General features: G+C 70.2%; 20 protein-coding genes. 15 read left to right on the plus strand and 5 right to left on the minus strand.

Going from position 1 to position 23,833, the window contains the following annotated elements; translation table 11 throughout:
• Positions 1-77 precede the first annotated feature (77 nt).
• The 3 genes from CXY81_RS13525 to CXY81_RS13535 are packed head-to-tail and all read left to right on the plus strand — an operon-like array spanning position 78 to position 2,911.
• Complete coding sequence (locus CXY81_RS13525; RefSeq protein ID WP_233194191.1) at positions 78-773, plus strand: 1-acyl-sn-glycerol-3-phosphate acyltransferase; 696 nt, start codon at positions 78-80, stop codon at positions 771-773.
• Positions 763-1,890, plus strand: coding sequence for an NAD(P)H-dependent glycerol-3-phosphate dehydrogenase (locus tag CXY81_RS13530; RefSeq protein ID WP_233194173.1), 1,128 nt, complete (start codon positions 763-765; stop codon positions 1,888-1,890). Before CXY81_RS13525 ends, CXY81_RS13530 begins: the two co-directional genes overlap by 11 nt.
• Positions 1,793-2,911 (plus strand): D-alanine--D-alanine ligase family protein, encoded by a 1,119-nt coding sequence (locus tag CXY81_RS13535; RefSeq protein WP_104195153.1) that lies wholly within the window; start codon positions 1,793-1,795, stop codon positions 2,909-2,911. Before CXY81_RS13530 ends, CXY81_RS13535 begins: the two co-directional genes overlap by 98 nt.
• A gap of 28 nt (positions 2,912-2,939) precedes the next feature.
• Here CXY81_RS13535 and CXY81_RS13540 read toward each other — a convergent pair whose 3' ends face one another.
• The 3 genes from CXY81_RS13540 to CXY81_RS13550 all read right to left on the minus strand — a co-directional run bounded on the left by CXY81_RS13540 (position 2,940) and on the right by CXY81_RS13550 (position 4,981).
• Positions 2,940-3,167, minus strand: coding sequence for a sulfurtransferase TusA family protein (locus CXY81_RS13540; protein ID WP_104171673.1), 228 nt, complete (start codon positions 3,165-3,167; stop codon positions 2,940-2,942).
• 35 nt (positions 3,168-3,202) lie between these two features.
• The gene (locus CXY81_RS13545) at positions 3,203-4,261 is read right to left on the minus strand and encodes a YeeE/YedE family protein (RefSeq protein ID WP_104171674.1); all 1,059 of its coding nucleotides are present in this window, start codon (positions 4,259-4,261) and stop codon (positions 3,203-3,205) included.
• Positions 4,262-4,465: 204 nt separating this feature from the next.
• Complete coding sequence (locus tag CXY81_RS13550) at positions 4,466-4,981, minus strand: DUF3515 family protein (RefSeq protein ID WP_104171675.1); 516 nt, start codon at positions 4,979-4,981, stop codon at positions 4,466-4,468.
• A gap of 24 nt (positions 4,982-5,005) precedes the next feature.
• On the opposite strand from CXY81_RS13550, the gene thiL reads away from it, so the two are divergent.
• Entirely contained in the window at positions 5,006-6,013 is a 1,008-nt protein-coding gene (gene thiL / locus CXY81_RS13555) for a thiamine-phosphate kinase (protein ID WP_369828391.1), read from the plus strand.
• A 7-nt stretch (positions 6,014-6,020) separates the two neighbouring features.
• On the opposite strand, the gene rsmD is transcribed toward thiL, so the two are convergent.
• On the minus strand, positions 6,021-6,599 hold the full coding sequence (gene rsmD / locus CXY81_RS13560; RefSeq protein WP_104171677.1) for a 16S rRNA (guanine(966)-N(2))-methyltransferase RsmD: 579 nt from the start codon (positions 6,597-6,599) through the stop codon (positions 6,021-6,023).
• A gap of 95 nt (positions 6,600-6,694) precedes the next feature.
• On the opposite strand from rsmD, the gene CXY81_RS13565 reads away from it, so the two are divergent.
• The 10 genes from CXY81_RS13565 to CXY81_RS13610 all read left to right on the plus strand — a co-directional run bounded on the left by CXY81_RS13565 (position 6,695) and on the right by CXY81_RS13610 (position 18,483).
• Positions 6,695-8,890, plus strand: a complete 2,196-nt coding sequence (locus tag CXY81_RS13565; RefSeq protein WP_104171678.1) for an ATP-dependent DNA helicase RecG — start codon at positions 6,695-6,697, stop codon at positions 8,888-8,890.
• Between the two features lie 57 nt (positions 8,891-8,947).
• The gene (gene coaD, locus CXY81_RS13570; protein WP_104103054.1) at positions 8,948-9,436 is read left to right on the plus strand and encodes a pantetheine-phosphate adenylyltransferase; all 489 of its coding nucleotides are present in this window, start codon (positions 8,948-8,950) and stop codon (positions 9,434-9,436) included.
• Positions 9,437-9,522: 86 nt separating this feature from the next.
• A complete protein-coding gene (locus CXY81_RS13575) occupies positions 9,523-10,494 on the plus strand; it encodes a MoxR family ATPase (RefSeq protein WP_104171712.1) in 972 nt (323 codons plus the stop codon).
• A 4-nt stretch (positions 10,495-10,498) separates the two neighbouring features.
• On the plus strand, positions 10,499-12,109 hold the full coding sequence (locus tag CXY81_RS13580; protein WP_146067703.1) for a DUF58 domain-containing protein: 1,611 nt from the start codon (positions 10,499-10,501) through the stop codon (positions 12,107-12,109).
• A complete protein-coding gene (locus CXY81_RS13585) occupies positions 12,096-14,537 on the plus strand; it encodes a DUF3488 and transglutaminase-like domain-containing protein (RefSeq protein WP_104195155.1) in 2,442 nt (813 codons plus the stop codon). The genes CXY81_RS13580 and CXY81_RS13585 overlap by 14 nt, the downstream gene beginning before the upstream one ends.
• A 77-nt stretch (positions 14,538-14,614) precedes the next feature.
• Complete coding sequence (locus tag CXY81_RS13590; RefSeq protein WP_199183070.1) at positions 14,615-15,121, plus strand: DUF177 domain-containing protein; 507 nt, start codon at positions 14,615-14,617, stop codon at positions 15,119-15,121.
• A 2-nt stretch (positions 15,122-15,123) separates the two neighbouring features.
• Positions 15,124-15,327 carry a 50S ribosomal protein L32 gene (gene rpmF, locus CXY81_RS13595; RefSeq protein WP_066596228.1) on the plus strand — a complete coding sequence of 68 codons (204 nt, stop codon included), beginning with the start codon at positions 15,124-15,126 and terminating at the stop codon, positions 15,325-15,327.
• A gap of 135 nt (positions 15,328-15,462) precedes the next feature.
• Positions 15,463-16,149: a ribonuclease III gene (rnc, locus tag CXY81_RS13600; protein ID WP_104195157.1), complete on the plus strand. Its 687-nt coding sequence runs from the start codon at positions 15,463-15,465 to the stop codon at positions 16,147-16,149.
• Between the two features lie 33 nt (positions 16,150-16,182).
• Positions 16,183-17,124, plus strand: coding sequence for an Fpg/Nei family DNA glycosylase (locus tag CXY81_RS13605; protein ID WP_104171683.1), 942 nt, complete (start codon positions 16,183-16,185; stop codon positions 17,122-17,124).
• A 108-nt stretch (positions 17,125-17,232) separates the two neighbouring features.
• Positions 17,233-18,483 carry a DUF222 domain-containing protein gene (locus tag CXY81_RS13610; RefSeq protein WP_104195158.1) on the plus strand — a complete coding sequence of 417 codons (1,251 nt, stop codon included), beginning with the start codon at positions 17,233-17,235 and terminating at the stop codon, positions 18,481-18,483.
• 217 nt (positions 18,484-18,700) lie between these two features.
• On the opposite strand, the gene CXY81_RS13615 is transcribed toward CXY81_RS13610, so the two are convergent.
• Positions 18,701-19,783, minus strand: coding sequence for a GNAT family N-acetyltransferase (locus tag CXY81_RS13615; protein WP_104195159.1), 1,083 nt, complete (start codon positions 19,781-19,783; stop codon positions 18,701-18,703).
• Between the two features lie 287 nt (positions 19,784-20,070).
• Here CXY81_RS13615 and CXY81_RS13620 point away from each other — a divergent pair, with 287 nt between their 5' ends.
• A complete protein-coding gene (locus CXY81_RS13620; protein WP_104195160.1) occupies positions 20,071-23,817 on the plus strand; it encodes a chromosome segregation SMC family protein in 3,747 nt (1,248 codons plus the stop codon).
• The last annotated feature ends 16 nt before the right edge of the window (positions 23,818-23,833 follow it).

Raw genomic sequence — 23,833 nt, forward strand, 5'->3', positions numbered from 1 at the left:
ACATCTCCCGTGACGTCGTGAACCCCGGGCGGGAGCGTTCGGAGACCCGGCGGCCATCCGTGTTCTGGGTGCTGGCGATGATGATCCTTCCGGTGATCAATCTCGCCGTGCGGTACAAAGTCACCGACGCCGCGAAGTTCCCCCGTTCGGGGGCGTTCGTGATGGCGCCCAACCACTTCAGCGAGATCGACCCGCTTCTGATGGGGGTGCTGAGCTGGAATATGGGGCGCGCGCCCCGGTTCATGGCGAAGGCATCCGTCTTCAAAATCCCGGTGATCGGGTGGCTGCTGCACAAGTCGGGACAGATCCCGGTGCAGCGCGGCGGCAGCGTGCGCGGCAGCGAGCCCGTGAAGGCGGCCGAGCGACTGGTCGAACGTGGCCAGATGGTCGTCGTCTACCCGGAGGGGTCGCTGACCCGGGACCCCGCGCTGTGGCCGATGCGTGGCAAGACCGGCGCCGTGCGGATCGCTCTCGAGCAGGGTATCCCGATCGTGCCGGTGGCCCACTGGGGAGCGCAGGCGATCATGCCGCGCTACTCGAAGCGCCTGAGCCTATTCCCGCGCAAGACCGTGCTGGTCAAGATCGGTGACCCGCTCGACCTGGCGCAGTTCCGGGGCCGCAACCTCGACCCGGCGACGCTCAACGAGGCCACCACGCTCGTCATGGCCGCCATCACCCAGTTGCTCGAAGATCTTCGGGGCGAGACGGCGCCGTCCAAGCGCTGGAACCCGACCGAACACGATCAGAAAGAGACCGGCCGTTTTGAAGCCTAAGGTTCAGCCAGGCAAACGGGTGGCCGTTCTCGGCGCCGGCAGCTGGGGCACCACGTTCGCCAAGATCCTGGCCGACGGCGGGGCCGACGTCGTGCTGTGGGCCCGCCGTCCCGAGCTCGCCCGCGAGATCACCGAGGCCCGGCGCAACAGCGACTACCTGCCCGGCATCAACCTGCCGGAGGGCCTGCGGGCCACCGCGAGGCTCGACCTGGCCCTCGCCGGCGCCGAGCAGGTGTTCGTATCGGTGCCGAGCCAGTCGCTGCGCGAGAACCTGATCCTGGCCGAGCCGTTCCTGGCTCCCGGCGCCATCGTGGTGTCGCTGATGAAGGGCGTCGAGCGCGGGTCCGGCCTGCGCATGAGTCAGATCATCGCCGAGATCCTGCCGATCAACCCCGACCTGATCGCGGCGATCTCCGGACCCAACCTGGCCCTGGAAATCGCCAAGGAACAGCCGACGGCGGCCGTGGTCTCCTCGAACAGCCTCGAGACCGCGCAGGCCGTTGCCATGCTGGCCCGCAACCGCTACTTCCGCTCCTACGTCAACACGGATGTCATCGGCACCGAATTCGGCGGCGTGCTGAAGAACCTCATCGCCCTGGCCATCGGCATCGTCGACGGCGTCGGCTACGGGGAGAACACGAAGGCGTCGATCATCACCCGCGGCCTCGTGGAGATGACCGATTTCGCGGTGGCCTACGGCGCGCATCCGGAAACGCTGGCTGGCCTGGCCGGCCTGGGCGACCTGATCGCGACCTGCCAGTCGCCGCTGTCGCGCAACAACACCGCCGGCCGGCTCCTCGGCCAGGGCTACGGCATCAACGACGTCGTCAAGCAGATGCAGCAGACCACCGAGGGTCTTGCGTCCGTCGGACCGATTCTCGATCTCGCCCGCGCCAAGGGGGTGGACATGCCCATCGTTGAGCAGGTCCGCCAGGTGCTGGCCGGTACTCTGAAACCGCGGGATCTCGCCCCGCACCTGACCACGGACTCAGCGGAGCCGCAGGGCGAAAGGACGATTGATGACGAACAAGCTCACGGTGGCGCTGCTCTTTGGGGGTCGGTCAAGCGAACATTCGATCAGTTGCGCCACAGCGGGCGGCGTCCTGGCGGCGATTGACCGCGACCGCTACCACGTCATTCCGGTCGGCATCACCCGCGACGGCGCCTTCGTGCTCGAAGCGGATGACCCGGCCCGGTTCACATTGGACGCGGACGAACTGCCGGAGGTCTTCGACAACGGCACCCGCATCCGCTGGCCGGAGAGCAGCCTCAGCCGCCAGTTGACCGTCAGTGACGGCGCCGGCTACCGTTCGCTCGGCAACGTCGACCTGGTCTTCCCGATCCTGCACGGCCCGTTCGGCGAGGACGGCACCGTGCAGGGGCTGCTCGAACTCGTCGGGCTGCCCTACGTGGGCTCAGGCGTGCTCGCGTCGGCGCTCGGAATGGACAAGCACTTCACCAAGACCGTCTTCCAGCAGGCTGCCCTCCCGGTCGCCCCGTGGCGGACCATCACCGCCGGCGATTGGGCCGAGGCTCCCGGGATGGCGTTCGCGGCGGCCGAGGAGCTCGGGCTGCCCGTGTTCGTGAAGCCGGCTCGGGCAGGGTCGAGCGTGGGCGTGAGTCGGGTGTCGACCCTGGACCAGCTCGCCGAGGCGATGCGGGTTGCTCTGCTCGAGGACAGCAAGGTTCTGATCGAGACCGGGTTGCGCGGACGCGAACTCGAGATCGCGGTGCTGCAGGGGCGTCCTGGGGAGCCGACGCGGGCATCCGTCGCCGGCGAGGTGCGGGTCACCGGGCGGGACTTCTACGACTTTGCCGCCAAGTACCTCGGTGCGTCCGGCATCGACCTGGTCTGCCCGGCCGACCTCACCTCCGAGGAACTCGCCCAGATACAGGCCCTGGCCATCCGCGCGTTCGACGCGATCGATGGCGCCGGCCTGGCGCGGGTGGACTTCTTCCTCACCGATGACGGCTGGGTGATCAACGAGATCAACACCATGCCCGGGTTCACCCCCATCTCGATGTTCCCGAGCTGCTGGCTGGCCAGTGGCTTCACCTACCCGCAGTTGATTGATGAGCTGATCGAGGTGGCGATCGCCCACCGCGCCGCGTCGGCCGCGCTGCACCTGGCGGTCTAGCCGCCCAGCCGCGCGCCCGGCGCGGCGATCAGGCCTTCTGCACCGTGATGGTCCAGTGGGCGTCCCCGACGCGATCGAAGTGCGTGACCGGGTAGCCGCTCTCCGCCGCCCAGCGTGGCAGGGCGTCCGTCGCTTGCGTGCAGTCGAAGTTGATGGTGAGCTCGTCGCCGAGGTCGAGCTTCTCGATTGCGGCTCCGGCCTCCACGAGCGGGAACGGGCAGACCTGACCGTCGGTCTCAAGTACGTACTGTGCCATGTCGGGCTTCTTTCTCCTGGTTGGCTACGGGGTTGCTACTGGTTGGCCGGAACGCGAGCGGGGGAGACCCCTACCCGCGCGGACCCGGTGATGAAGAGGCGCGTCGCGGCGCCGGTGCCGATGATCATGAACACCAGCGCCACCCAGCCCTGGAGGCCGAAGGTGGCGGTGTCGACCATGCCGTTGCCGATGGTGCATCCGCCGGCCAGGCTGGCTCCGACGCCCATCAGCACTCCGCCGAGGATGCTGCGGATGGTGGTGGTGACATCGGGCAGTCGCACCCGGAACTCGCCGCTGCCCTTGGCTGCGATGACCGAGCCGAGCAGGATGCCGATCACCAGGTACACTCCCCAGTCGATCAACTGGGGATTGCCGCGCACGAGGTAGTTGACGATGTTCGAGGACGGCCCGGTGATACCGAGCCCGGACTCGCGCCCGGTTGCCCAGCTGAGCGGCCAGGCGAGGATGGCGAGCGGCGCGATGATCAGGGCGGTGGTGAACGCGCCCCATTTCTTCTCGAACAGGAGATGCCGGATGCCGCTCGTGCGGGCCGGGAGCGACGCGACCGGCAGGGACGACCGCAGCCGCAGGTGGTGCCGGGCGAGCAGGCCGACGCCGGTGACGAGCACCGCGACCAGCACCCACGGTGAGATGCCGAGGACTCCGTGGATGGTGGAGGCCTCCACGGTGATACCGCGCAGCGCCGCGACCGGAGCGGACAGCGCGCCCGTCTTCGAGATAGCGGAGAAGAGGGCGTAGAAGATCAGGGCGAACCAGCTGCCCACCAGACCCTCGCCGGCGCGGTAGTAGGTGCCCGTGGCGCATCCGCCGGCCAGCACGATGGCGAACCCGAAGATGAACGCACCGATGATCGTGGCCAGCCAGGCGAAGGGCTGGGGGTCGAGGGTGATCACACCGGCAGCGTCGAGGGCGAAGACTCCCACACTCTGCACGGCGATGACGATCAGAAAGGCCGTCAGCCAGCGGGTGCTGCCCGTGAGCCACAGGTCCCGGAACGCGCCGGTGACGCAGAACCTGCCCCGCTGCATGGTGAAGCCCAGGGCGACGCCCAGGCCGAGTCCGGTGAGAAGCATGTCGTGTCCCCGTCCATCAGAGGCCGCACGCCGTGTGACGGCGACTCCCCGGCGACGTTACGGGCCGGCCGGCGGCGCTGCTCCCAGACGTCGCGGCGTAACGAAATGAGACGTAACACTTGACAACTCCGTACCCGCACTCGTCCGTGCGGCCGCAACCCCTAAAGCTGTCGACTCGGGGCAGCAGGCCGGCGGGGTGGCGGGCTATGGAGCGGGCGCCACCGTCTCGCCGTCGGTCGGCAGCAGCAGGTCCGCGGCGCCGAGGCACTGGCCCGTCGCGGGGATGTTACCCACGGCCTGCGCCAGGTCTACGAGCACCGTGGACCCGCTGACCTTGTCCGAGTCGATGACCAGTTCGGTTGCCGGGTCGCGGCCGTAGGTGGTGTAGCGGTAGAGCGGGGCATCCGAGTCGTCTTCGATCCAGTCGATGCCGTTGACCGTGAGGCAGGGGAGCGTCGTCGGTGGAGGAACGGCAACGCCGCAGTGCAACAGGACCGCGCTCGGGGTGCCCCACGCGCCCGTGGCCTGGGCGTTCGTCTCACGTTCCGGAAGCGAGGCCACCGAGGTCGGAAGGCGAACGATGAGGTCGGCGCAGGTGGGATTGACGGCATCCGCGGCCGGTTCCAGCGGCACGACCGCCGTGCAGCCGGTGAGGAGCACGGTACCGGCGACGAGCGTGAGCGCGAGGCCGGTGTGGAGGAAACGGATGCGGGGAGTCATTGCATTCAGGCTACCGTTTGAAGCATGACGAATGCTGCGGGCGCGATGTTCCCCATGAGTGCGACGCTGGCCGACCTGAGCGAAGGGGAGGTTCTCGCTCGGATCTTCCCGCGACTGCCGGGCTCCGCGGCCCAGCTCCTCGGCCCCGGCGACGACGCCGCCGTGATGCGGGCCCCGGACGGGCGCTACGTCGTCACCACGGACATGATGATCCAGGGTCCGGATTTCCGGCTCGCCTGGTCGTCCCCGCACGACCTCGGCTGGAAGGCCGCCGCGACGAACCTGTCCGACGTCGCCGCCATGGGGGCCCGTCCCACCGCACTGGTGGTGGCGATCGCCGCCCCGCCGTCGACGCCGATCACGGTGATCGAGGGCATCGCCGACGGGTTGCGCGACTGCTGCGAGGCGCTGGCCCCCGGCTGCGGCGTCGTCGGCGGCGACCTGTCCGCGTCCGACGCCCTCACGCTCGCTGTGACAGCCTTCGGCGACCTCGAGGGACGCGAGCCCGTGCTGCGCTCCGGGGCGCGGCCAGGCGACGTCGTGGTCCTGGCCGGGCGCCTCGGTGAGGCCGCCCGAGGCCTGGACCTGCTCTTCCGTCTCGCCGTGGACGAAAACGGTGTTCCGGATGCTGCGCTGGCGGATGCACTGCGGGCGCAGCATCCTGAGGCGGTCGCCGCGCAGCTCGCACCGGTGCCGCCCATCGACCGAGGTCCGGCCGCCGCCGGCGCCGGCGCGACCGCGATGCTGGACGTGTCCGACGGACTCGCCATCGACGCCGGGCGCCTCGCCCGGGCCAGCGGCGTGGGCATCGACTTCGCCCGGTCGGCCCTCGGCGAGAATGTCGAGCGTTCCCTCGGCGGCGGCGAGGACCACGGCCTGCTGGCCACTTTCCCGCCGGGCGCCGTGCTGCCCGCCGGCTTCCGCGCCGTCGGCGTGGTGACGGATGCCGCAGGCTCGGTCCTGGTGGACGGCCGCCCCCACGACCAGGCCGGTTGGGACCCCTACCGCGGCTGGGACGGCGCCGTCGCCTGAGAGCGCCTCAGGCCGCCGGCAGCACGGGGGAGGCGTACCAGACGGTCGTGTCGCCGTAGTCCTTGCGCCGGTCGGATCCGAGGCCCGCTCCCCAGACCGGTTCGGGGGAGCGCGAACTGCGCTCCACGATGACGAGTGCGCCCGGGTCGAGCAGCGGCGCCAGGGCGGCAAGGTTGTGGCCGAGCTCGGTCTCGGCCAGGTCGTAGGGCGGGTCGATGAAGACCAGGTCGAACCCTTCGCCGGTGGCCGCGAGGAACGACTGCACGGCCTGGCTGCTCACCTTGATCTTCGGGGCGCCCCGCCCCGGTGCCGCCCGCAGCACGGCCTCGGTGTTCTTCCGGCACATCTGCGCGGCGCCGAAGTTGTTCTCGACCAGGGTCACGATGCGCGCTCCCCGGCTGGCCGCCTCCAGGCCGAGCCCGCCCGATCCGGCGTACAGATCGAGAACCCGAGCGCCACGGATGATGTCGCGCGCGTCGAGGGCGGAGAAGATCGCCTCCCGAACGCGGTCGCTGGTGGGGCGGGTGCCGGTCTTGGGCACCGCCAGGGGCAGGGAACCGGCAAACCCGGCGACGATTCGCGTCATAACCCGTCGAGTTTATCGCCCGTCGGCGGCCGAGCTCGCGGCGCACCCGCGCCGACCCGGTGCCGCATGTCGCACGTGCCGCCTACGATCGAGACATGACCGATTCGGAGGCTGGGGAGACTCTCGCCCCGGTGACCCTCGACAGCAAGCTGGCCACCGTGGTCGGCGGCAAAACGGCCGTCGCCCTGGGCAAGGCCTTCGGCTCGCACACCGTGGGCGATCTGCTCAGCCACTACCCGCGCCGCTACGCCCGCCGCGGCGAGCTCTCGTCGATCAGCCTGCTGCCGCTCGACGAGAACGTGACCATTGTGGCGGAGATCCGCTCGGTCGAGGAACGCCCGATGAAAGCCCGCAAGGGGTCGATCGTCGAGGTGAAGATCTCCGACGGCCGCGGCATCCTCAGTCTCACCTGGTTCAACCAGTCCTGGCGGGCCAGGCAGCTCCAACCCGGCATGCGCGGAATGTTCGCGGGCAAGGTCACCGACTACCGGGGCCACCTGCAGCTCACGCACCCGACCTACAAGCTCTTCGGCCCCGGCGCCGACGACGAACCCGAGATGCCCACGGATGCCGCGGCCGCCAAACTCTGGATCGAGCAGCCCGTCGCGATCTACCCGGCCACCAACACCGTGGCCAGCTGGCAGGTCGCGCAGTCCATCGCGATCCTGCTGGACAGCGTGGGCCCGGTGCCCGACCCGATCCCGCCGGGGCTGCGCGCCGAGCGCGGGCTGCTGCCGCAGGGCCGGGCCTTCGAGCTGATCCACCGCCCGGAAACCGATGCGGACTGGCGCCGCGCGAGGGACACCCTGCGGTTCACCGAGGCCTTCGTGCTGCAGAGCGCCCTGGTGCAGCAGCGGCTCACCGCCCGGCAGCAGCACTCCACCCCGCGAGTGGCGTCGTCCGGCGGCCTGCTCGAGCGCTTCGACGCCGGCCTGCCCTTCAGCCTCACCGCGGACCAGCAGGGCGTGGCCACGGAGATCTCCGCCGACCTTATCGAGACCCACCCGATGAACCGGCTGCTGCAGGGTGAGGTCGGCTCCGGCAAGACCGTCGTGGCCCTGCGGGCCATGCTCACCGTCGCCGACACGGGCGGCCAATCGGCTTTCCTCGCTCCCACCGAGGTTCTGGCGGCCCAGCACCTGCGCACGATCGTGCGGTCGCTCGGCCCCGAGCTGGCGGGCACGCTGATGCCCACCCTGCTCACCGGGCAGCTGCCGGTGGCAGAGCGCCGCAAGGCGCTGCTCCGAGTGGTGTCCGGACAGGCCAAGATCGTGATCGGCACGCATGCGCTGCTCGGCGACAAGGTCACGTTCTTCGACCTCGGACTGGTCGTCGTCGACGAGCAGCACCGGTTCGGCGTGGACCAGCGCGAGGCGCTGCGGCTGAAGGGGGCCGTGCCGCCGCACGTGCTGGTGCTTACCGCCACCCCGATCCCGCGCACCGTGGCCATGACCGTGTTCGGCGACCTCGACGTGAGCACGATCGCGGAGCTGCCGGAGGGGCGGCAGGGCATCGAGACGTTCGTCGTGCCTGTGTTCGAGAAGCCCGGCTGGGTCACCCGGGTGTGGACCCGGCTGGCGGAGGAGCTCGCTCAGGGCCGCCAGGGTTTCGTGGTGTGCCCGGCCATCGCCCCGAAACAGCTCGAGGAGGGCGCGGAGGTCGATCCCGAGGCTGCAGCGCCGGCATCCGTCGAAATGGTGCTCGCCGAACTGCGTCGTAACCCGGCCCTGGCCTCTGCCCGCATCGAACCGCTGCACGGGCGCATGACCAGCGAAGAGAAAGACGTGGCCATGCGCGCGTTCGCGGCCGGTGAGATCGACGTGCTCGTGGCGACGACCGTCATCGAGGTTGGCGTCGACGTGCCCAACGCCTCCGCCATGGTGGTGCTGGACGCCGACCGGTTCGGCGTCTCGCAACTGCACCAGCTGCGCGGCCGGGTGGGCCGCGGCGGCGTGCCGGGGCTCTGTCTCCTGGTCACGAGCGCGGAGGCCGAAACCATCGCGCGCGAGCGAGTCGAGGCTGTCGCTGCCACCCTCGACGGGTTCGAGTTGGCCCAGGTCGACCTGGAGCTGCGCCGGGAGGGCGATGTGCTCGGCAGCAACCAGTCCGGGGGCCGCTCTTCGCTGCGTCTGCTGAGGGTGGCGACCGACGGCGACCTGATCGGGGAGGCCAGAGGCTATGCGCAGCGCCTGAGCGAGCACGACCCGCACCTCGAATCGGTCCCGGCGTTGCGGGAGGCGGTGCGGCGGCGCCTCGACGACGCGGAGCGGGCCTCGCTCACCAAGTCCTGACAGCAGGATCGGAGCGCGCTCAGGCACCGTTCACGCACTGGGGCTAGGGTGATCGCTATGCGCAGGATCGCCGTCGTCCCCGGTTCATTCGACCCCGTCACGCGGGGTCATCTCGACGTGATTGAACGGGCGTCCGGTCTCTTCGACGAACTGCACGTGCTCGTCGTGCACAACCCCGGCAAGACGGCTCTGCTGCCGATCAGCCAGCGGGTTTCCCTGCTGCAGCGGTCCATCCTGGACGCCGGGCTGCCGGGCAACATCGTGGTGGCCTCCTGGGGCATGGGGCTGCTCGTCGAATACTGCACGGAGGTCGGCGCAAGCGTGCTGATCAAGGGCATCCGCTCACAGGTGGACGTGGCCTACGAGACCCCAATGGCGATCGTGAACCGCAACCTCGCCGCCGTGGAAACGATCTTCCTGCTGCCGGACCCGGCCAACGCCCACGTGTCCAGTTCCCTGGTGCGCCAGGTCGCCGCGCTCGGCGGCGATATCACCCCGTATGTGCCGCCGGCCGTGGCGGCGTTCCTGCAGAAGACACGCGTGTGAATACGTCGCCCGTGCGCTCGGTTTCCGTTCCGGCGCTCGCCGGGAACGCGGGCGGCCCTGTCGCCGACACGGACGACGAGACCCTGATGGACCTTCCGGCCGTCGAGGCTGCGGCGCGTGCGATCATCCGCAATGTGGAAACCGTCATCGACGGCAAGCACACGGCCGTCACGACGGCTCTCACGGTGCTGCTGGCCCAGGGGCACCTTCTGATCGAGGACGTTCCCGGCGTCGGCAAGACCATGCTGGCCAAGGCGCTGGCCAAGTCCGTGCACTGCACGGTCAGCCGCGTCCAGTTCACCCCCGACCTGCTGCCCTCCGACGTGACGGGCGTGTCGGTGTTCAACCAGGTGGACCGCCGATTCGAGTTCAAGCCTGGCGCCATCTTCGCGAACATCGTGATCGGGGACGAGATCAACCGGGCGAGCCCGAAGACCCAGTCCGCGCTGCTGGAATGCATGGAGGAACGCCAGGTCACCGTCGACGGCTCCACCTATCTGCTGCCGCTGCCCTTCACGGTCGTGGCCACGCAGAACCCGATCGAGATGGAGGGCACCTATGCGCTTCCCGAAGCCCAGCGGGACCGGTTCATGGCGCGCATCTCGATGGGGTACCCCGACACCGAGTCCGAGCTGATGATGCTGGATGCCCGCGACACGTCGAGCCCGCTGGCCGGCATCGAGGCGGTCGTCTCCGGCGCCCAGCTGCGCGGAATGATGACGGCCGTACAGCGGGTGTTCGCCTCTCCCGCGGTGAAGGAGTACACGGTCAGCCTGGTGCGGGCCACCCGCGACGACCGCGACCTGCGCCTGGGCGCCAGCCCCCGTGCCACACTGCAGCTGATCCGGGCGGCCAAGGCCCAGGCGGCGCTGCACGGCCGGGACTATGTGCTGCCCGACGACATCGACTCTCTCGCCGTCGCCGTGCTCGGGCACCGCCTCGTGGCGAGCAGCCGGGTGCTCGGCCACCATCAGGACAGCGGCCCGGTGGTCGACGACATCGTTCGCCGGATCGTGACGGCCACCCCCGTTCCCGTCGGTGCCACCGGGCATCCCTGACGCCATGCCGGCGAAGCAGCGGCGCGTCCGGTTTCCCCGGCTCACCCTTCGAGGCGGGATGTTCCTCGCCGCGGGAGCCGGCCTTCTGCTGCTCGCCCTGCTGACGAACCAGCGCGACCTTCTGTTCATCGCCGGTGTGCTTTTGGCCATCCCCGTCGCCGCCCTCGGGTACGTCTCGATCCATCGGGTGCGCCTGCGCGTCACCCGGATGCTGCGCCCACCGGTCGTGCCGGCCGGCGGCGAGGTCGTCGTGGGGCTCGGGGTGCGGAACCTTTCCCCCCGGCCCCTGGCGGGCCTGCATCTGCGGGACACCGTGCGGGGGCGGGACGCCGGCGACGCCGGACTGACCGTGCCGGCCGGAACGCCGCTGCCGGCCCTCGACCGCTACGAGGGCGGCCCGGACACCGGTGCAGACAGCGTGAGGTTCGAGTACCGGTTCAGCTTGCCCCGGCGGGGTCTCTACGCAACGGGCCCGGTGCTGATCAGGCGTTCGGATCCCTTCGGCCTTGCCTCGGGCGAGTGGGCCGTGGGGGAGCCGCACGACCTGGCGGTGACGCCCCGGGTGACCGCCCTGGCCGGCCGGGGCCTCACCGGCACCCTGAACGACGGCGACGTTCCGGAGCGGCTCCGGCACCTGAACCACAACGCAGACCCCTTGATCGCGCGCGAATACCGGCCGGGCGACCCGCTGCGCCGCGTGAACTGGCCGGCCACGGCCCGCCTGGGCGCGATCATGGTGCGGCAGGAGGAAGAGCAGAGCAACCCCGGAGCCCGACTCGTGCTTGACACCGCGCTGCGCGGCCGCCGCGGCCGCCCGACCGTCGTCGGTGCCGACACTGGTGCCGGTGCCGACAGCGGCACCGATCTCGGCGGGCCGCGCCTCGAGCAGGCGTTCGAGGTGGCCGTCGAGCTCGCGGCATCCGTGGGGGTGCACCTGCTGGCGGCCGGCTACCGGCTCGACCTGGTTGCGCTGGGACCGAGCCTGTCCGGACCGAGCCTGTCCGGACCGAGCCAGTCCGGACCGAGCCTGTCCGGACCGAGCCTGTCCAGTCCCAGCTCGGGCTCGTCCGGCAGGCTGGCGAGCCCGGGTCAGGCGAACGCCACCCCGGGGCGAGCCGGCGGCCGCGGCGGCCTGCGCGGCGACCCTCCCACCGTCTTCCTGCCGCCGGGCGGAGTCGCGCTGCTGCTCGAAGGGCTGGCCGGGGTCAAGCCGGCGGACCCGCCCGACCCGGCGGAGACCGCCGAGGACGCAGCAGAACAGACGTACACGTTCGGCGGCCCCGCAGTGAAGCCCGGACCCCCGGCATCCGTCGAACCAAGTACGCCCGAGTCCGGGACCGCCGCGAAACTCAGCACGCTCGTGGTGCCCGGCGGGCTGCTGCCGACCTTCGCGGTGCTCGTCGCCGTCGACGACCGGGATCTGGCCGAGCTCGCCGACCTCGTGTCCCAGAGCCGCCCCGCGGTGGCGTTCGTGCTGCCCACGGTGCGAACGGATGCCGTGCGCCGGCTACGCGAGGCCGGCTGGCGCTGCATCCCCGTGCACCAGACCCCGGACATCCCCCGTGCCTGGGAGGACTTTATCGGCGCGAGGAGGCCCCTGAATGACGCCGTCTGACCGGGTCGCTCCCGACCAGGCCGCTCCCGACCAGGGCACTCGCACCGCCTGGCGCGACCCCTCCGCCCGCGCGGCCCGACTCAAGCGGGCGGAGTGGCCCCTCGCGTTCGCACTCCTATTGCTGTTGGTCGTGGCCGACGCCGGCCTCGGGCCGCTGCTCGAGGACACGGGCTGGTGGTGGCTGATGACGTTCACGGCCGCCGGCGTCCTGCTCGGTTCCGCCGGGTTCCGCCGCGCCGGGCTGCCCGTCTTCCTCGGGTCGCTCGCTGGATTAGGGGTTCTTGTGGCGGTCCTGACGCTGCTCTTCGGCGCCGGAAGCGGCTGGCTCTGGCTGATCCCGACCGGGGAGACGATCGACCGGTTCCGCGATCTGGCGCTCTCCGGGGCGGTCTCCATCGAGCAGCAATCGACGCCGGCCGAGGCGACCGCCGGCATCCTGTTCCTGCTCAGCGCCGGCGCCGGCGTGATCGCGATCCTGATCGACACGCTCGCGGTCATCCTGCGCGTGCCCGCGCTCGCCGGACTGCCCGTGCTGGTGCCGCTGCTCGTGCCGGGGCTTGCCCTCGGCCACGAGGCCAACCTGGAGGCCCTCGTGCTCACGGCCGCCACCTACCTCCTGCTCCTCCATGTCGAGATCCGGATGCGCCGAGCCGGCAGCCTGCCCGGCCCGCCGGCCGCAGCGGGGCCCGGCACGGTCGCGCCCGAGCGGCGCCACGTGCCCGGCTCTTTTAAGGGAGCGGTCGTCGTGGGCAGCGTCGCGATAGTGGCGGCAATCGTGGTCAGCGTCGCCACGCCCGTCTTGCCTGGGGGCAGCCTCACGCGCGCGCGCCCGGGCAGCAGCCTGCTGTTCGCCAACGGTGTCAGCCCCATGATCAACCTCGGTCAGGACCTGCGCCGGCCGGACGCCGAACCGGTGCTGCACTTCCGCACCACGGCGACTCGGCCGCCCTACCTTCGACTGCTGACACTCGATGAATTCTCGGGCCGCAACTGGACCGCCGGGGAGGCGCCCGGGAGCCGCGCGAACGCCGTCGACGACATCGACCTGCCGCCAGGGTTCTCACCCGATATCAAGACGAGCGAGACGATCACGACCATCGGCATCGACAACCTGGCCGCCCGGTGGCTGCCGACCCCTGCGCCGCCCCGCTCGGTGACCGGCCTGCTCGGCGCCTGGTACTGGAACGAGGCGACCGGGTCCATCACGAGCCCCGGCGACACGACCCGCGGCCAGGAATACACCGTCACCGCGCTCACGCTGGAGCCGACGGCGGAGCAGTTGCGGGAAGCCGAGGGTGCCTATCCGGCGGAGATCCGGCGCAGCCTGAGGCTGCCAGCCGAGACTCCGGCCCTGATCGGCGACACCGCGCGTGAGGTCACCGCCGGCACCACGAGCGCGTACGAGGCCGCGCGGGCCCTGCAGGACTACCTGCGCGGCAGCGACTTCGCTTACGACACCGAGGCTCCCGTCGAGGCCGGCTATGACGGTGGCGGCATTGACGTCGTCAGCACCTTCCTCGAGGTGAAGACCGGGTACTGCGTGCACTTCTCCTCGGCGATGGCGGCGATGGCCCGCTCGATCGGCATCCCGTCCCGGATCGCGATCGGCTACCAGCCCGGGTCGCTGTCCGCGTCGGGTTCCGTCGCCGGGGTCGGCCGGTACAGCGTCGACACCCACGACCTTCACGCGTGGACGGAGGTCTACTTCGAGGGCGTCGGCTGGGTGCCCTTCGAGCCCACGCCCGGCCGCGGCGCCGTGCCTGCGTACACGCAGGACGATGCCGTCACCGTGCCGCTGACTGATTCCGGCCAGGCCGGCCCGTCGGACGCGCCGCGCCCCGAGGACCTCGGTGGCCAGAACGCCGCTGACGCCCAGGCCGACGCTTCTTCGCCCGCGGACTCGCGCGGCGGCATCATCCGTCTCGGCCTGCTCGTCCTCGGGACGTTCGCGCTGCTCCTTCTGCCGGCCCTCATCCGGGTGACCCGGCGGATGCTGCGGCGCCGGGGCCTCCTGTCGGGGCAGAGCGGGGCCGTGGAGGCGTGGCGTGAGGTCAGCGACACGGCGGTGGACCATGGCGTCTTCGTGCGGGAGACCGAGACGCCGCGCGAGCTCGCCGCCCGGCTACGGGTTCTCATCGGCTCGGTAGGCGGCACCGAGAGCGTTACGGAGGGCGCCGGTCCGGGCGGGGGAGCCGCGGCCGAGGCCCTCGATCGGCTCCTCGTGGGAGCGGAGCGCAGCCACTACGGGCGACCGGGTGACGACGCGCAGTCCGCGCGGGCGGCGGAACGCGTGGCCGACCTCGACGTGGTGCTCCGCGGCATCCATTCGGTGTCGGGCCGGCGCCTGCGGGTGCGGGCGACGCTGCTGCCGGCATCGCTCTGGCGCCCCGGCGAGCGACGAATCGGACGCCCAGCCGCGAACGCGTAGAATCTCCCCTCGTGAGTAGATTCAAGAAGACCCCGTACAAGGTCGATGTGCGCGACCTGATCAACCGCCCGGGCACCATGCACGAACGGCACCTCGAAATCGTCGTGCCGGGAGACCTCGGCGAGAGCCTGGTCGCCGTGAAGGCCGGCTCTACCGTGATCGCGAACCTGCGCCTCGAAACCCTGCACGAGGGCATCCTCGTGTCGGCCCAGGTGTCCGGAATCGCCGCCGGAGAGTGCGGCAGATGCCTCATCGACGTCGAATTGCCGGTCCAAGTCGAGTTTCACGAGCTTTTCGCGTACTCTCTAGACGAAGCTTATGAAAGTGAAGTTCAAGATGACCACGTGGATCTTGAACCTCTGATCAGGGATGCGGTGGTGTTGTCACTGCCGTTCCAGCCGGTTTGCCGGCCGGATTGCCCAGGTCTCGACCCCGAGACCGGTGAACGGCTTACCGAGGCCCCTGAGTTCCTACCCGAAGAAAAGCGCGATCCCCGGTGGGCCGCGCTCATGGAATTCCAAGCTTCCGAAAGCAGCGGCACGGATGAAGACATCCAGGCTGAAACGGATAGAGAAGAGAAGTAGTCATGGCAGTCCCGAAGCGCAAGCAATCACGCTCCAACACCCGTTCACGTCGTTCCTGTTGGAAGGCCGAAGCTCCCACCCTGGTCAAGACCATGGAAAACGGCAAAGTTGTCTACAGCCTGCCGCACCGCGCCAAGGTCGTCACCGACGCCGCCGGCACGGCGCTGTTCATGGAATACAAGGGCCGCAAGGTCGCCGACGTTTAGTCTCGTTGTGCTCGAACGTCTGATGCCGCGCCGACGGATGCCGGGAGTCCCGATTCAGGGTCCCGATCCGTTGAGTCGCGGCATCAGTGTTTTCGGTCGGCATCTGCCTGGCGGGCACTCGCTGAGTCGGCACTCGTGAGCGTCGATCCCGAGGTCTCGTCCTTGCTGGCGACTCTCGGCGTGCAGATCGACCCGGCCTTGCTTGAGCTCTCTCTCACCCACCGCTCGTACGCGTACGAGCACGGCGGCATACCCAACAATGAGCGCCTCGAATTTCTCGGTGACTCGATTCTGGGGCAGGCCGTGACGGTCATGCTCTATCGGGAGTACACGCAGCTCGACGAGGGTGACCTTGCCAAGCGCCGGGCCAGCCTGGTGTCGAGCGTTGCCCTGGCGGGCATCGCGCGCGGCATCGGATTGGGTGCGTACGTGCGCCTCGGCCGCGGCGAGATCCTCACCAATGGGCGCGACAAGTCGTCGATCCTTGCCGACACCGTCGAGGCGCTCATCGGAGCGGTCTACCTCGACTCCGGCGGAGAGACGGCGACGGCGCTCGTGCTGCGCCTGATCGAGCCGCTCCTCCGTGACCCAGGGCACTTCGGAGTGTCCATGGACCCCAAGACGAGCCTGCAGGAAGCCGCGGCTCGCCTGGGAACCGGGGTTCCCGTGTATTCCATCGCGGAAAGCGGACCCGATCACTCCAAGATCTTCATCGCCACCGTCACTGTGGGTGACGTCAGTGCGGTCGGCGGGGGCACGAGCAAGAAGCACGCCGAGATGGCCGCCGCGCTCGACGCCTGGACGCGCCTCAGCACTCCCTGAGCTGCTGTCAGGCCGTGACGCTGAAAGGCTCGCATGCCCGAACTTCCTGAAGTGGAGGTCGTTCGCGCCGGCCTGGCGCCGGCCGTAACCGGCGCCGTGATCGCCGGTGTCGAGGTCTTCGAGCCACGATCCCTGCGTCGCCATGACTCCGCGAGCGGGTATTTTGCCGACCTGTTGCAGAGGCGGGGCGTGCTCGCCGCCGTCCGCCGGGGTAAGTTCCTCTGGCTGCCGCTGGATTCCGGGCGCGCCCTGGTCGTGCACCTCGGAATGAGTGGTCAGGTGCTGCTGCGCAGCCCCGGATCGGACACGGACCGGCACCTGCGCATCCGTTTGCAGATCGAGCACCCGGAACACGGCGAGCTGTGGGTCAACTTCGTCGACCAGCGCATCTTCGGCAGTATGGCCGTGGACTCGATGCAGCCCACCCGCGACGGGCTGACGGCCGGGTACTCCGGGCTCGCAGGCGGCGCGACCGGGGCGGACGGACTGGCCGGTTCAGGCCTGGGCTGGTCGGGGCTGATCCCGTCGCAGGTGGCGCACATCGCGCGCGACCCGCTGGATCCGGGCTTCTCGGCGCCGCTCTTCCTGGCTGCCCTGGCCCGCAAGAAGACCGGGATCAAGCGCGCCCTGCTCGACCAGACCCTGATCAGCGGCATCGGGAACATCTACGCCGACGAGGCCCTTTTCGAGGCCCGGGTGCACTACGAGCAGCCGGCAGACTCCCTGTCGCCCGCGAAGGGGCGGGCGCTGCTCGGCGCGGTCCGCAGCATCCTGAACCGGGCCCTGGCCGAGGGCGGCACCAGTTTCGATGCGCAATACGTGAACGTGAATGGTCAGTCCGGGTATTTTTCGCACCGCCTCAACACGTACGGCCGGCAGGGTCTACCGTGCCCCCGCTGCGGCACACTGCTCGTGCGGCAGCAGTTCATGAACCGCAGTTCACACCTCTGCCCGCGATGCCAACGGCTGCGCTGAGGCTCGCTGCCCGCGAGAAGCCTGCCTGTCGAACAAAAATACGAAAGTCTTTCGAATATCAAGTGAATAACTCTCGACTTTAATTACCATCTTCGCTAACCTCGGACCATGACAACCACCGCAGATGACCTCAGAGCGGCAACGGATGCCGACGCCCGCCTGGGCTCGTCCTGCGCCGACTATGAGCACCTCGCCGACGCCGCGGTGCTGGCCGGTCAGAAGCAGATCGCGGCCGCCCGCCGCCTCTTCGACACCCGATCCGCGTGGATGGCGGCGACCATCGCCCGGCGTTCCCGGCCCGAACTCGGCCATTCAGGTCTGGCCGCGCAGCAGGGATTCCTCTCGCCCGAGGCGCTGATCCAAAAGGTGACGGGCTCGACCAAGACCGACGCGTTCAAACTGGTCGCGGTCGGCACGATGATGGCCGATGCCGAGGCGGCGCAGGCGCGCGTCGAGGCGGCCGTGGAGTCGCCGGACGCTGATGCCGCCGAGGTTGCGGAGTTCGTTGCGAAGGTACCCTGGCAGGCGCCGATCGCCCGCGCGGTCACCAGTGGCGCTCTCTCCGTCGACGCGGCCGAGTCGATCCGTTTTGGTCTCGGCCAGATCGACGCGGCGGTCACCGCCGACAAGCTCACCGAAGCCCTGACCCTGCTTCTTGTCGAGGCGTCGACGCTGAACACTGACCAGGTCTTCAGACTCGCGCGGCGCATGCGCGACCGCCTCGACGAGGCCGGCATTGCCGCCCGGGAGAAGCAGGCCCACGACGACCGGTTCCTGAAGGTCTACCGGCTCGGCAACGGCAAGGTGCGTCTGGATGGCCTCTTCGCGACCGAAGACGGCGAGTTCGTGCTCTCCGTCTTCGACTCGATCACCAGCCCTCGCCGCGGCGGGGTGCGCTTCGTCGACAAGGCGAAAGCCGCGTGGGCCACACGCATGCAGGACGACCCCCGCACCACGGACCAGATCGCCGCCGATGCCCTCGTGCAGCTGCTGAAGATCGCCGGCGAGGCCGATCAGGGCCGGGTGTTCGGCGGTCACCGCCCTTCGGTGCGGGTCATCGTGACCGAAAAGGCCGTCAAACCGCGCCAGCCGGGAGCCCTGAAGTCCGCGGCCACGGGCAGATCGAAGGCAACCCCGAGCCGATCTCGCAGGAAACGATCGACCGGCTCCACTGCGACACCGGAACCCGAAGCCTCCAGTTCGACGACACCGGGCAGATCATCGACGTCGGCGGTGACGAACGACTCTTCACCGAGGCACAGCGCGCCGCCATGGGAGTGCGCGACGGCGGATGCCGGTGGGTGGACTGCGACAGATCACCCGCCTGGACTGAAGCACACCACATCACTGAGTGGTTGAAAGACAACGGCTACACGGACCTCGCCGACGGGGTACGCTCTGCCACCCGCACCACCTGTTGCTGCATAACCGGCACTGCCCTCTTTGCTGGCTTTTCGGTCTTTTGTTCTTTGGCTTTGGGCTTTTGGTTGTCGGGTCTTGGGATCTGGGTCTTTGGCTCTGGGACTCAGGGCTCGGGGATTCAGGGCTCGGCAGGCTTGAGGGCCGGAGGGCCGGGTTAGAGGGCGTCGCGGCGCCAGGCTCCCTCGTAACCGAGCGGCACGAAGCCGATGGCCTCGTTGACCGTGAGCATGTGCCGGTTCTCCTCAGCGTTATAGGTCAACACCGACGGATGCCCGGGGCGCTCCGCCGCGAGCAGCTCGAGGTTCGCCACCTTCAGCAGCATCCCCAACCGGCGGCCGCGGTGCTCGCGCAGCACCAGAGTGTCCTCCTGGCTGACCGCGCGGCGGGACTCCGCCGGCACCTCCAGTTCGGTGAATCCCACGAGGTAGCCGCTCGGGCCATGCAGCACCGCCGAGGTCAGCGCCGTGCGCCTGCCGGCGGCAGCCTTCTGCTCCTCCTGCATGACGCGCTCGGGCGTCCAGAGCTGCTCCGGTTCGGCAAGGCCGGCGCTCGGGGCATCCGTGCTCATGCGCGTGTAGAGCACCGCCAGATCGGGCAACCATTCCGGCGGGGTGCGATCGACCCACTGCAGCACTGCATAGTCCGGACCCGCGTGCGCGGCGGCGGCGTCGCGCAGTCGGCGTAGCTGCGTGGGATCCACCGGCAGGGTAAGCCGGCTGGCGCGCACGACCTGCTCGAGGAGGTAGCCGCGGCCCTGAAGGAACCGAACCTCGGGGTTGCCGAGCGGAACCGAACCGAACCCGGTGGAGGAGTGAATGCGCTCACCCGGCGCTGTCGGTGATGGTGCGTAGACGATCTGAACGCTACGGTCCAAGGACTGCGCGATCGCTTCGAGCGGGGCAGTGAGGGCTGAGCCGATGCCTCGCCGTCGGTACTCGGGAAGCACTTCCACGGCCAACCACGCGTGCTCGGCAGAATCCTCCGGAAGGGTCTCGTAGTGACCGCGCCCGACAAGGCGTCCCTTGGACCGGGCCACGAAGAGGCGTTTGGGCTCCCACGCCTGCATGAGCCAGCCCGGCAGGAGCTCTTCGGCGGTCAGCTCCAGGTCGGTGGTGCCATACGCCTCGGCCTCGACCGTGTTGCGCACCCCGTTTGCCGCCTCGAAATCGGCCCAGCCGGGAGCCTGCGGCGCGGCGGGGATGGCGAGTTCGTCGATCTCGAAGGTGAAGGTCCCCATGATCGGCCAGCGTAGCGCCGCCCCTGCCGCCCCTGCCGCCCGGGCTCGGCCCCAACCCCGAACCAATTCGACGGAGATTTTGCTCAAACCCGGCCCGAGACATCCGTTTCCGCTCCAAATCGGCAAAATCTCCGTCGAATTCGTCAGGGACCGCGCCTACCGCCAGGGACCGCGCCTACCGCCAGGGACCGCGCCTACCGGGCGGTGGCGGCTGTGTCCGGTACCGTTACTGGGGGTGGCGCGCCGGGCAGCCGCGACCCGAGTCAGCGACGAAAGGGGGCGAAACCGTGTATCTGAAAAGCCTCACGCTCAAAGGCTTCAAATCCTTCGCCCACCCCACCACGTTCGCCTTCGAACCCGGCGTCACCTGCGTGGTCGGGCCCAACGGCTCGGGCAAGTCCAACGTCGTCGACGCACTCGCCTGGGTGATGGGCGAGCAGGGCGCGAAGACCCTTCGCGGCGGCAAGATGGAAGACGTCATTTTCGCCGGCACGTCCACCAAGGGCCCACTCGGCCGGGCGGCCGTGACGCTGACCATCGACAACACGGATGGCGCGCTACCGATCGACTACACCGAGGTCACCATCTCCCGCACCCTCTTTCGCAACGGCGCGAGTGAGTATGCGATCAACGGGCGCACCTGCCGCCTGCTCGACGTGCAGGAGCTGCTCAGCGACTCCGGCCTCGGCCGGGAGATGCACGTGATCGTGGGGCAAGGGCAGCTCGACGCCGTGCTGCGCGCCAGCCCCGAGGAGCGCCGCGGGTTCATCGAGGAGGCCGCCGGCATTCTCAAGCACCGTCGGCGCAAGGAGAAGACCCTCCGCAAGCTCGACGGCATGCAGGCCAACCTCACCCGGCTCAGCGACCTCGCCGGGGAGATCCGGCGGCAGCTCAAACCGCTCGGACGCCAGGCCGACATCGCCCGCGAGGCGCAGATCATCGCCGCCGTCGCCCGCGACGCCCGGGCCCGGCTCCTCGCCGACGACGTGGTCACGCTGCGTATCGCGCTCGACGCGCACGGCCGCACCGAGAGCGAGCGGCACGCCGAACGACTCGTGCTGACCGAACAGCTCGAGACTCGGCAGCGGCGCCTGCGCCGACTCGAGCAAGAGCAGATCGGCGACGCCGTCGACCGAGCCCGGCGCACGAACTTCGGCCTGGAATCCGTGCAGGAGCGCCTGCGCGGCCTCTACACCCTCGCCAACCAGCGGCTGGCCCTGCTCGGCTCGCAGGCCGAGTCCGTGGACGCCGGCCCCAGCGTGACCACGGCGATGCTGACGGATGCCGCCGCCGAGATCGACGCGCTGCGTAGCCGCATCGACGTGGCCGACTCCACCTGGGCTGCCGCCCGCGCGGCCACCGAGGAGGCCCGGGGCCGGCTCGACGCCCTCGACGAACAGATCGCCGCCCAGGCCGTGCTGGTCTCCCGGCACGACCTTCACCTCTCCCAGCTGACCGGGCAAGCCGAGACCGCCGCGGGCCGCCTGGCCTCCGTGCGCGGCGAGGTGCTGCGGCAGCAGAACGCCCTCAATGCCGCCCGTGGCCGGGTCGACACGGCTGAGGCACACCTCGCCGGACTCGACGCGGACGCCGCGGCGCTCGACGCGGCCGCCGTCGACGCCGGCGAGAGCCACCCGGCCGAGGCTGCCGCCGCGGCCCGGTCTGCCGTCGCCCAGGCGGAGGTCGAGGTCGAACGCCTGCGCGACGAACTGCACCTCGGCGAACGCGAACGGGACGCCCTCGCCGCCCGCGCGGGGGCACTGTCCCTCGCCCTGGACCATAAGGACGGCTCGGCGGCCCTGCTCGCTGCGGCGCCGGCGGGCATCCGTGGTCTGGTGGCCGAGCATGTGCGCGTGCGGCCCGGCTACGAGGCCGCCATCGCCGCCGCCCTCGGCTCCCTCGCCGACGCCGTGCTCGCCGACACCTGGAGCGCGGCCGTCGACGCCATCGTGCGCGCCCGCGCCGACGATCTCGGCCGGGTCGAACTGATCGTGGCCGGCACGATCGACGAAGACGCCAGGGCCGACGCCCCGCCCGCAGACGCGACCGGCGATGCGACGGCCGGCACGATCGACGCCGACGCGCCCGGTGACGGCACGGCGGATACCGGCATGTCAGGTATTGGCACGTCGGGTACCGGCACGACGGATGTCCTCGCACCCGACACCCGGCCCGACCTCGCCGTGCAGCCCGGGCTGCTCTGGGCCGAATCGGTGATCGACGCGCCACCCGGGGTGCTCGGCCTGCTCCGGCGTACAGCGATCGCCGACGACCTCGACGCCGCCCGAGCCGCCGTGGACCGATTCGGACCCCGATCCGAGGAAGTGGAGACCGTTGGCGTGGCGACCGCCGAGCGCGCAGCCCTCCCGATCACCGTCATCACCCGGGCCGGGGACGTATTCAGCGACACCGTGCTGTGCGGTGGTTCCGGGGCCCGGCGCAGCCGCCTCGAGCTCATCGCCGACCGCGATGCGGCCGCCGACTCGCTCGCTGCGGTGCGCACCCGGCTCGAGCAGGTCGTCGCCGACCTCGCCGAGGCCCGCGTCGTGCTGTCCGCCCGCAAGACCCAGGCCCAGGCGGCCGCCGCCCGGGTGCGGGCGTTCGAGTCCCGCACGACCGTGCAGGCCGAGAAGACCAACCGGGCCACCGTGCAGCTCGAGGCGGCCGCCGCCGAACTGAGTCGGCTCTCCGCCGCCCTCCTGCTGCAGGCCGAGGCCGTCGCCGCCCTCGAGGCCGCGAGCGAGACGGCCCGCACCGCGCGCGACGAACAGCGCGCCCGGCCGCGCCCGGTGCCGGATACCGGACCTCGCGACGCGCTCGTCGCCGCCCTCGAGGCCGCGCGCGAAGCCGAGGTCGAGGCCCGGCTCCAGGCCGAGACCGCCCGCGAACGCGTGCGCGCCGGGCAGGCGCGGGCCGACGCGCTCGCGAAACAGCAGACTGCCGCGCGGGCGGCGGCCGAGGAGGCAGCCCGGCGTGCGGTCATCCGTCGCCGTCAGGTGGATGCCGCCAGCCGGGTGGCCGAGGCGCTCCCGCTGGTGCTTGCCTCGGTCGACGCCTCCGCCAGCGAGGCCAGGCTGCGCCTGGCCACCGCCGAGGCGGAGCGCAGCAGCCAGAACGAGGAAATCGCGGCGCTGCGCCGGGAGGACAGCGCCCTCCGCGCCCGGTTGCAGGCCGTCACCGAGACCGTGCACGGCCTGGAACTGGCCATCTACGAGAAGAAGCTGCACCTGTCCGGGCTGCTCGAGCGCGCCGTCAGCGACCTCGGTCTGACCGAAGACGTGCTCGTGGCCGAGTACGGGCCCGACCAGCCGATCCCGGGCGCCGTCCAGAACAGCTCAGACCCGACCGCCGAACCCGTCCGCTTCGACCGGGACGACCAACAGCGCCGCCTGACCGTCGCCGAGCGCCGCTACGCCCAGCTCGGCCGAGTGAACCCGCTGGCCCTCGAGGAGTTTGCCGCGCTCGAGCAGCGGCACCGCTTCCTCACTGAGCAGCTCACCGACCTCACCAACACGCGCCGCGACCTGCTCACCATCATCGAGGAGATCGACGAGAAGATGGGTGCCATCTTCGGCAGCGCCTTCGACGACACCCAGGCGGCGTTCGCCGAGGTGTTCCCGGTGCTGTTCCCGGGCGGGAGCGGCAGCATCCGTCTCACCGATCCCGACAGCCTGCTCACGACCGGCATCGAGGTCTCGGTCAAGCCCGCCGGCAAGAAGATCGAGCGGCTCTCGCTGCTGTCGGGCGGGGAGCGCTCGCTCGCTGCCGTGGCCCTGCTGATCGCCATCTTCAAGGCCCGCCCGAGTCCGTTCTACATCATGGACGAGGTCGAGGCTGCCCTCGACGACGCCAACCTCGGCCGGCTGCTGACTATCTTCGAGGACCTGCGCGCCACCAGTCAGCTCATCGTGATCACCCACCAGAAACGCACGATGGAGATCGCGGATGCCCTTTACGGCGTCTCGATGCGGCTCGATGGGGTCTCGGCCGTGGTCGGGCAGCGCATCGCGAAGGATGACGAGCAGGCATCCTGACACGTCGCCGCTGATC

Source organism: Cryobacterium sp. M25 (assembly GCF_002929635.1).
Lineage (GTDB): Bacteria > Actinomycetota > Actinomycetes > Actinomycetales > Microbacteriaceae > Cryobacterium > Cryobacterium sandaracinum.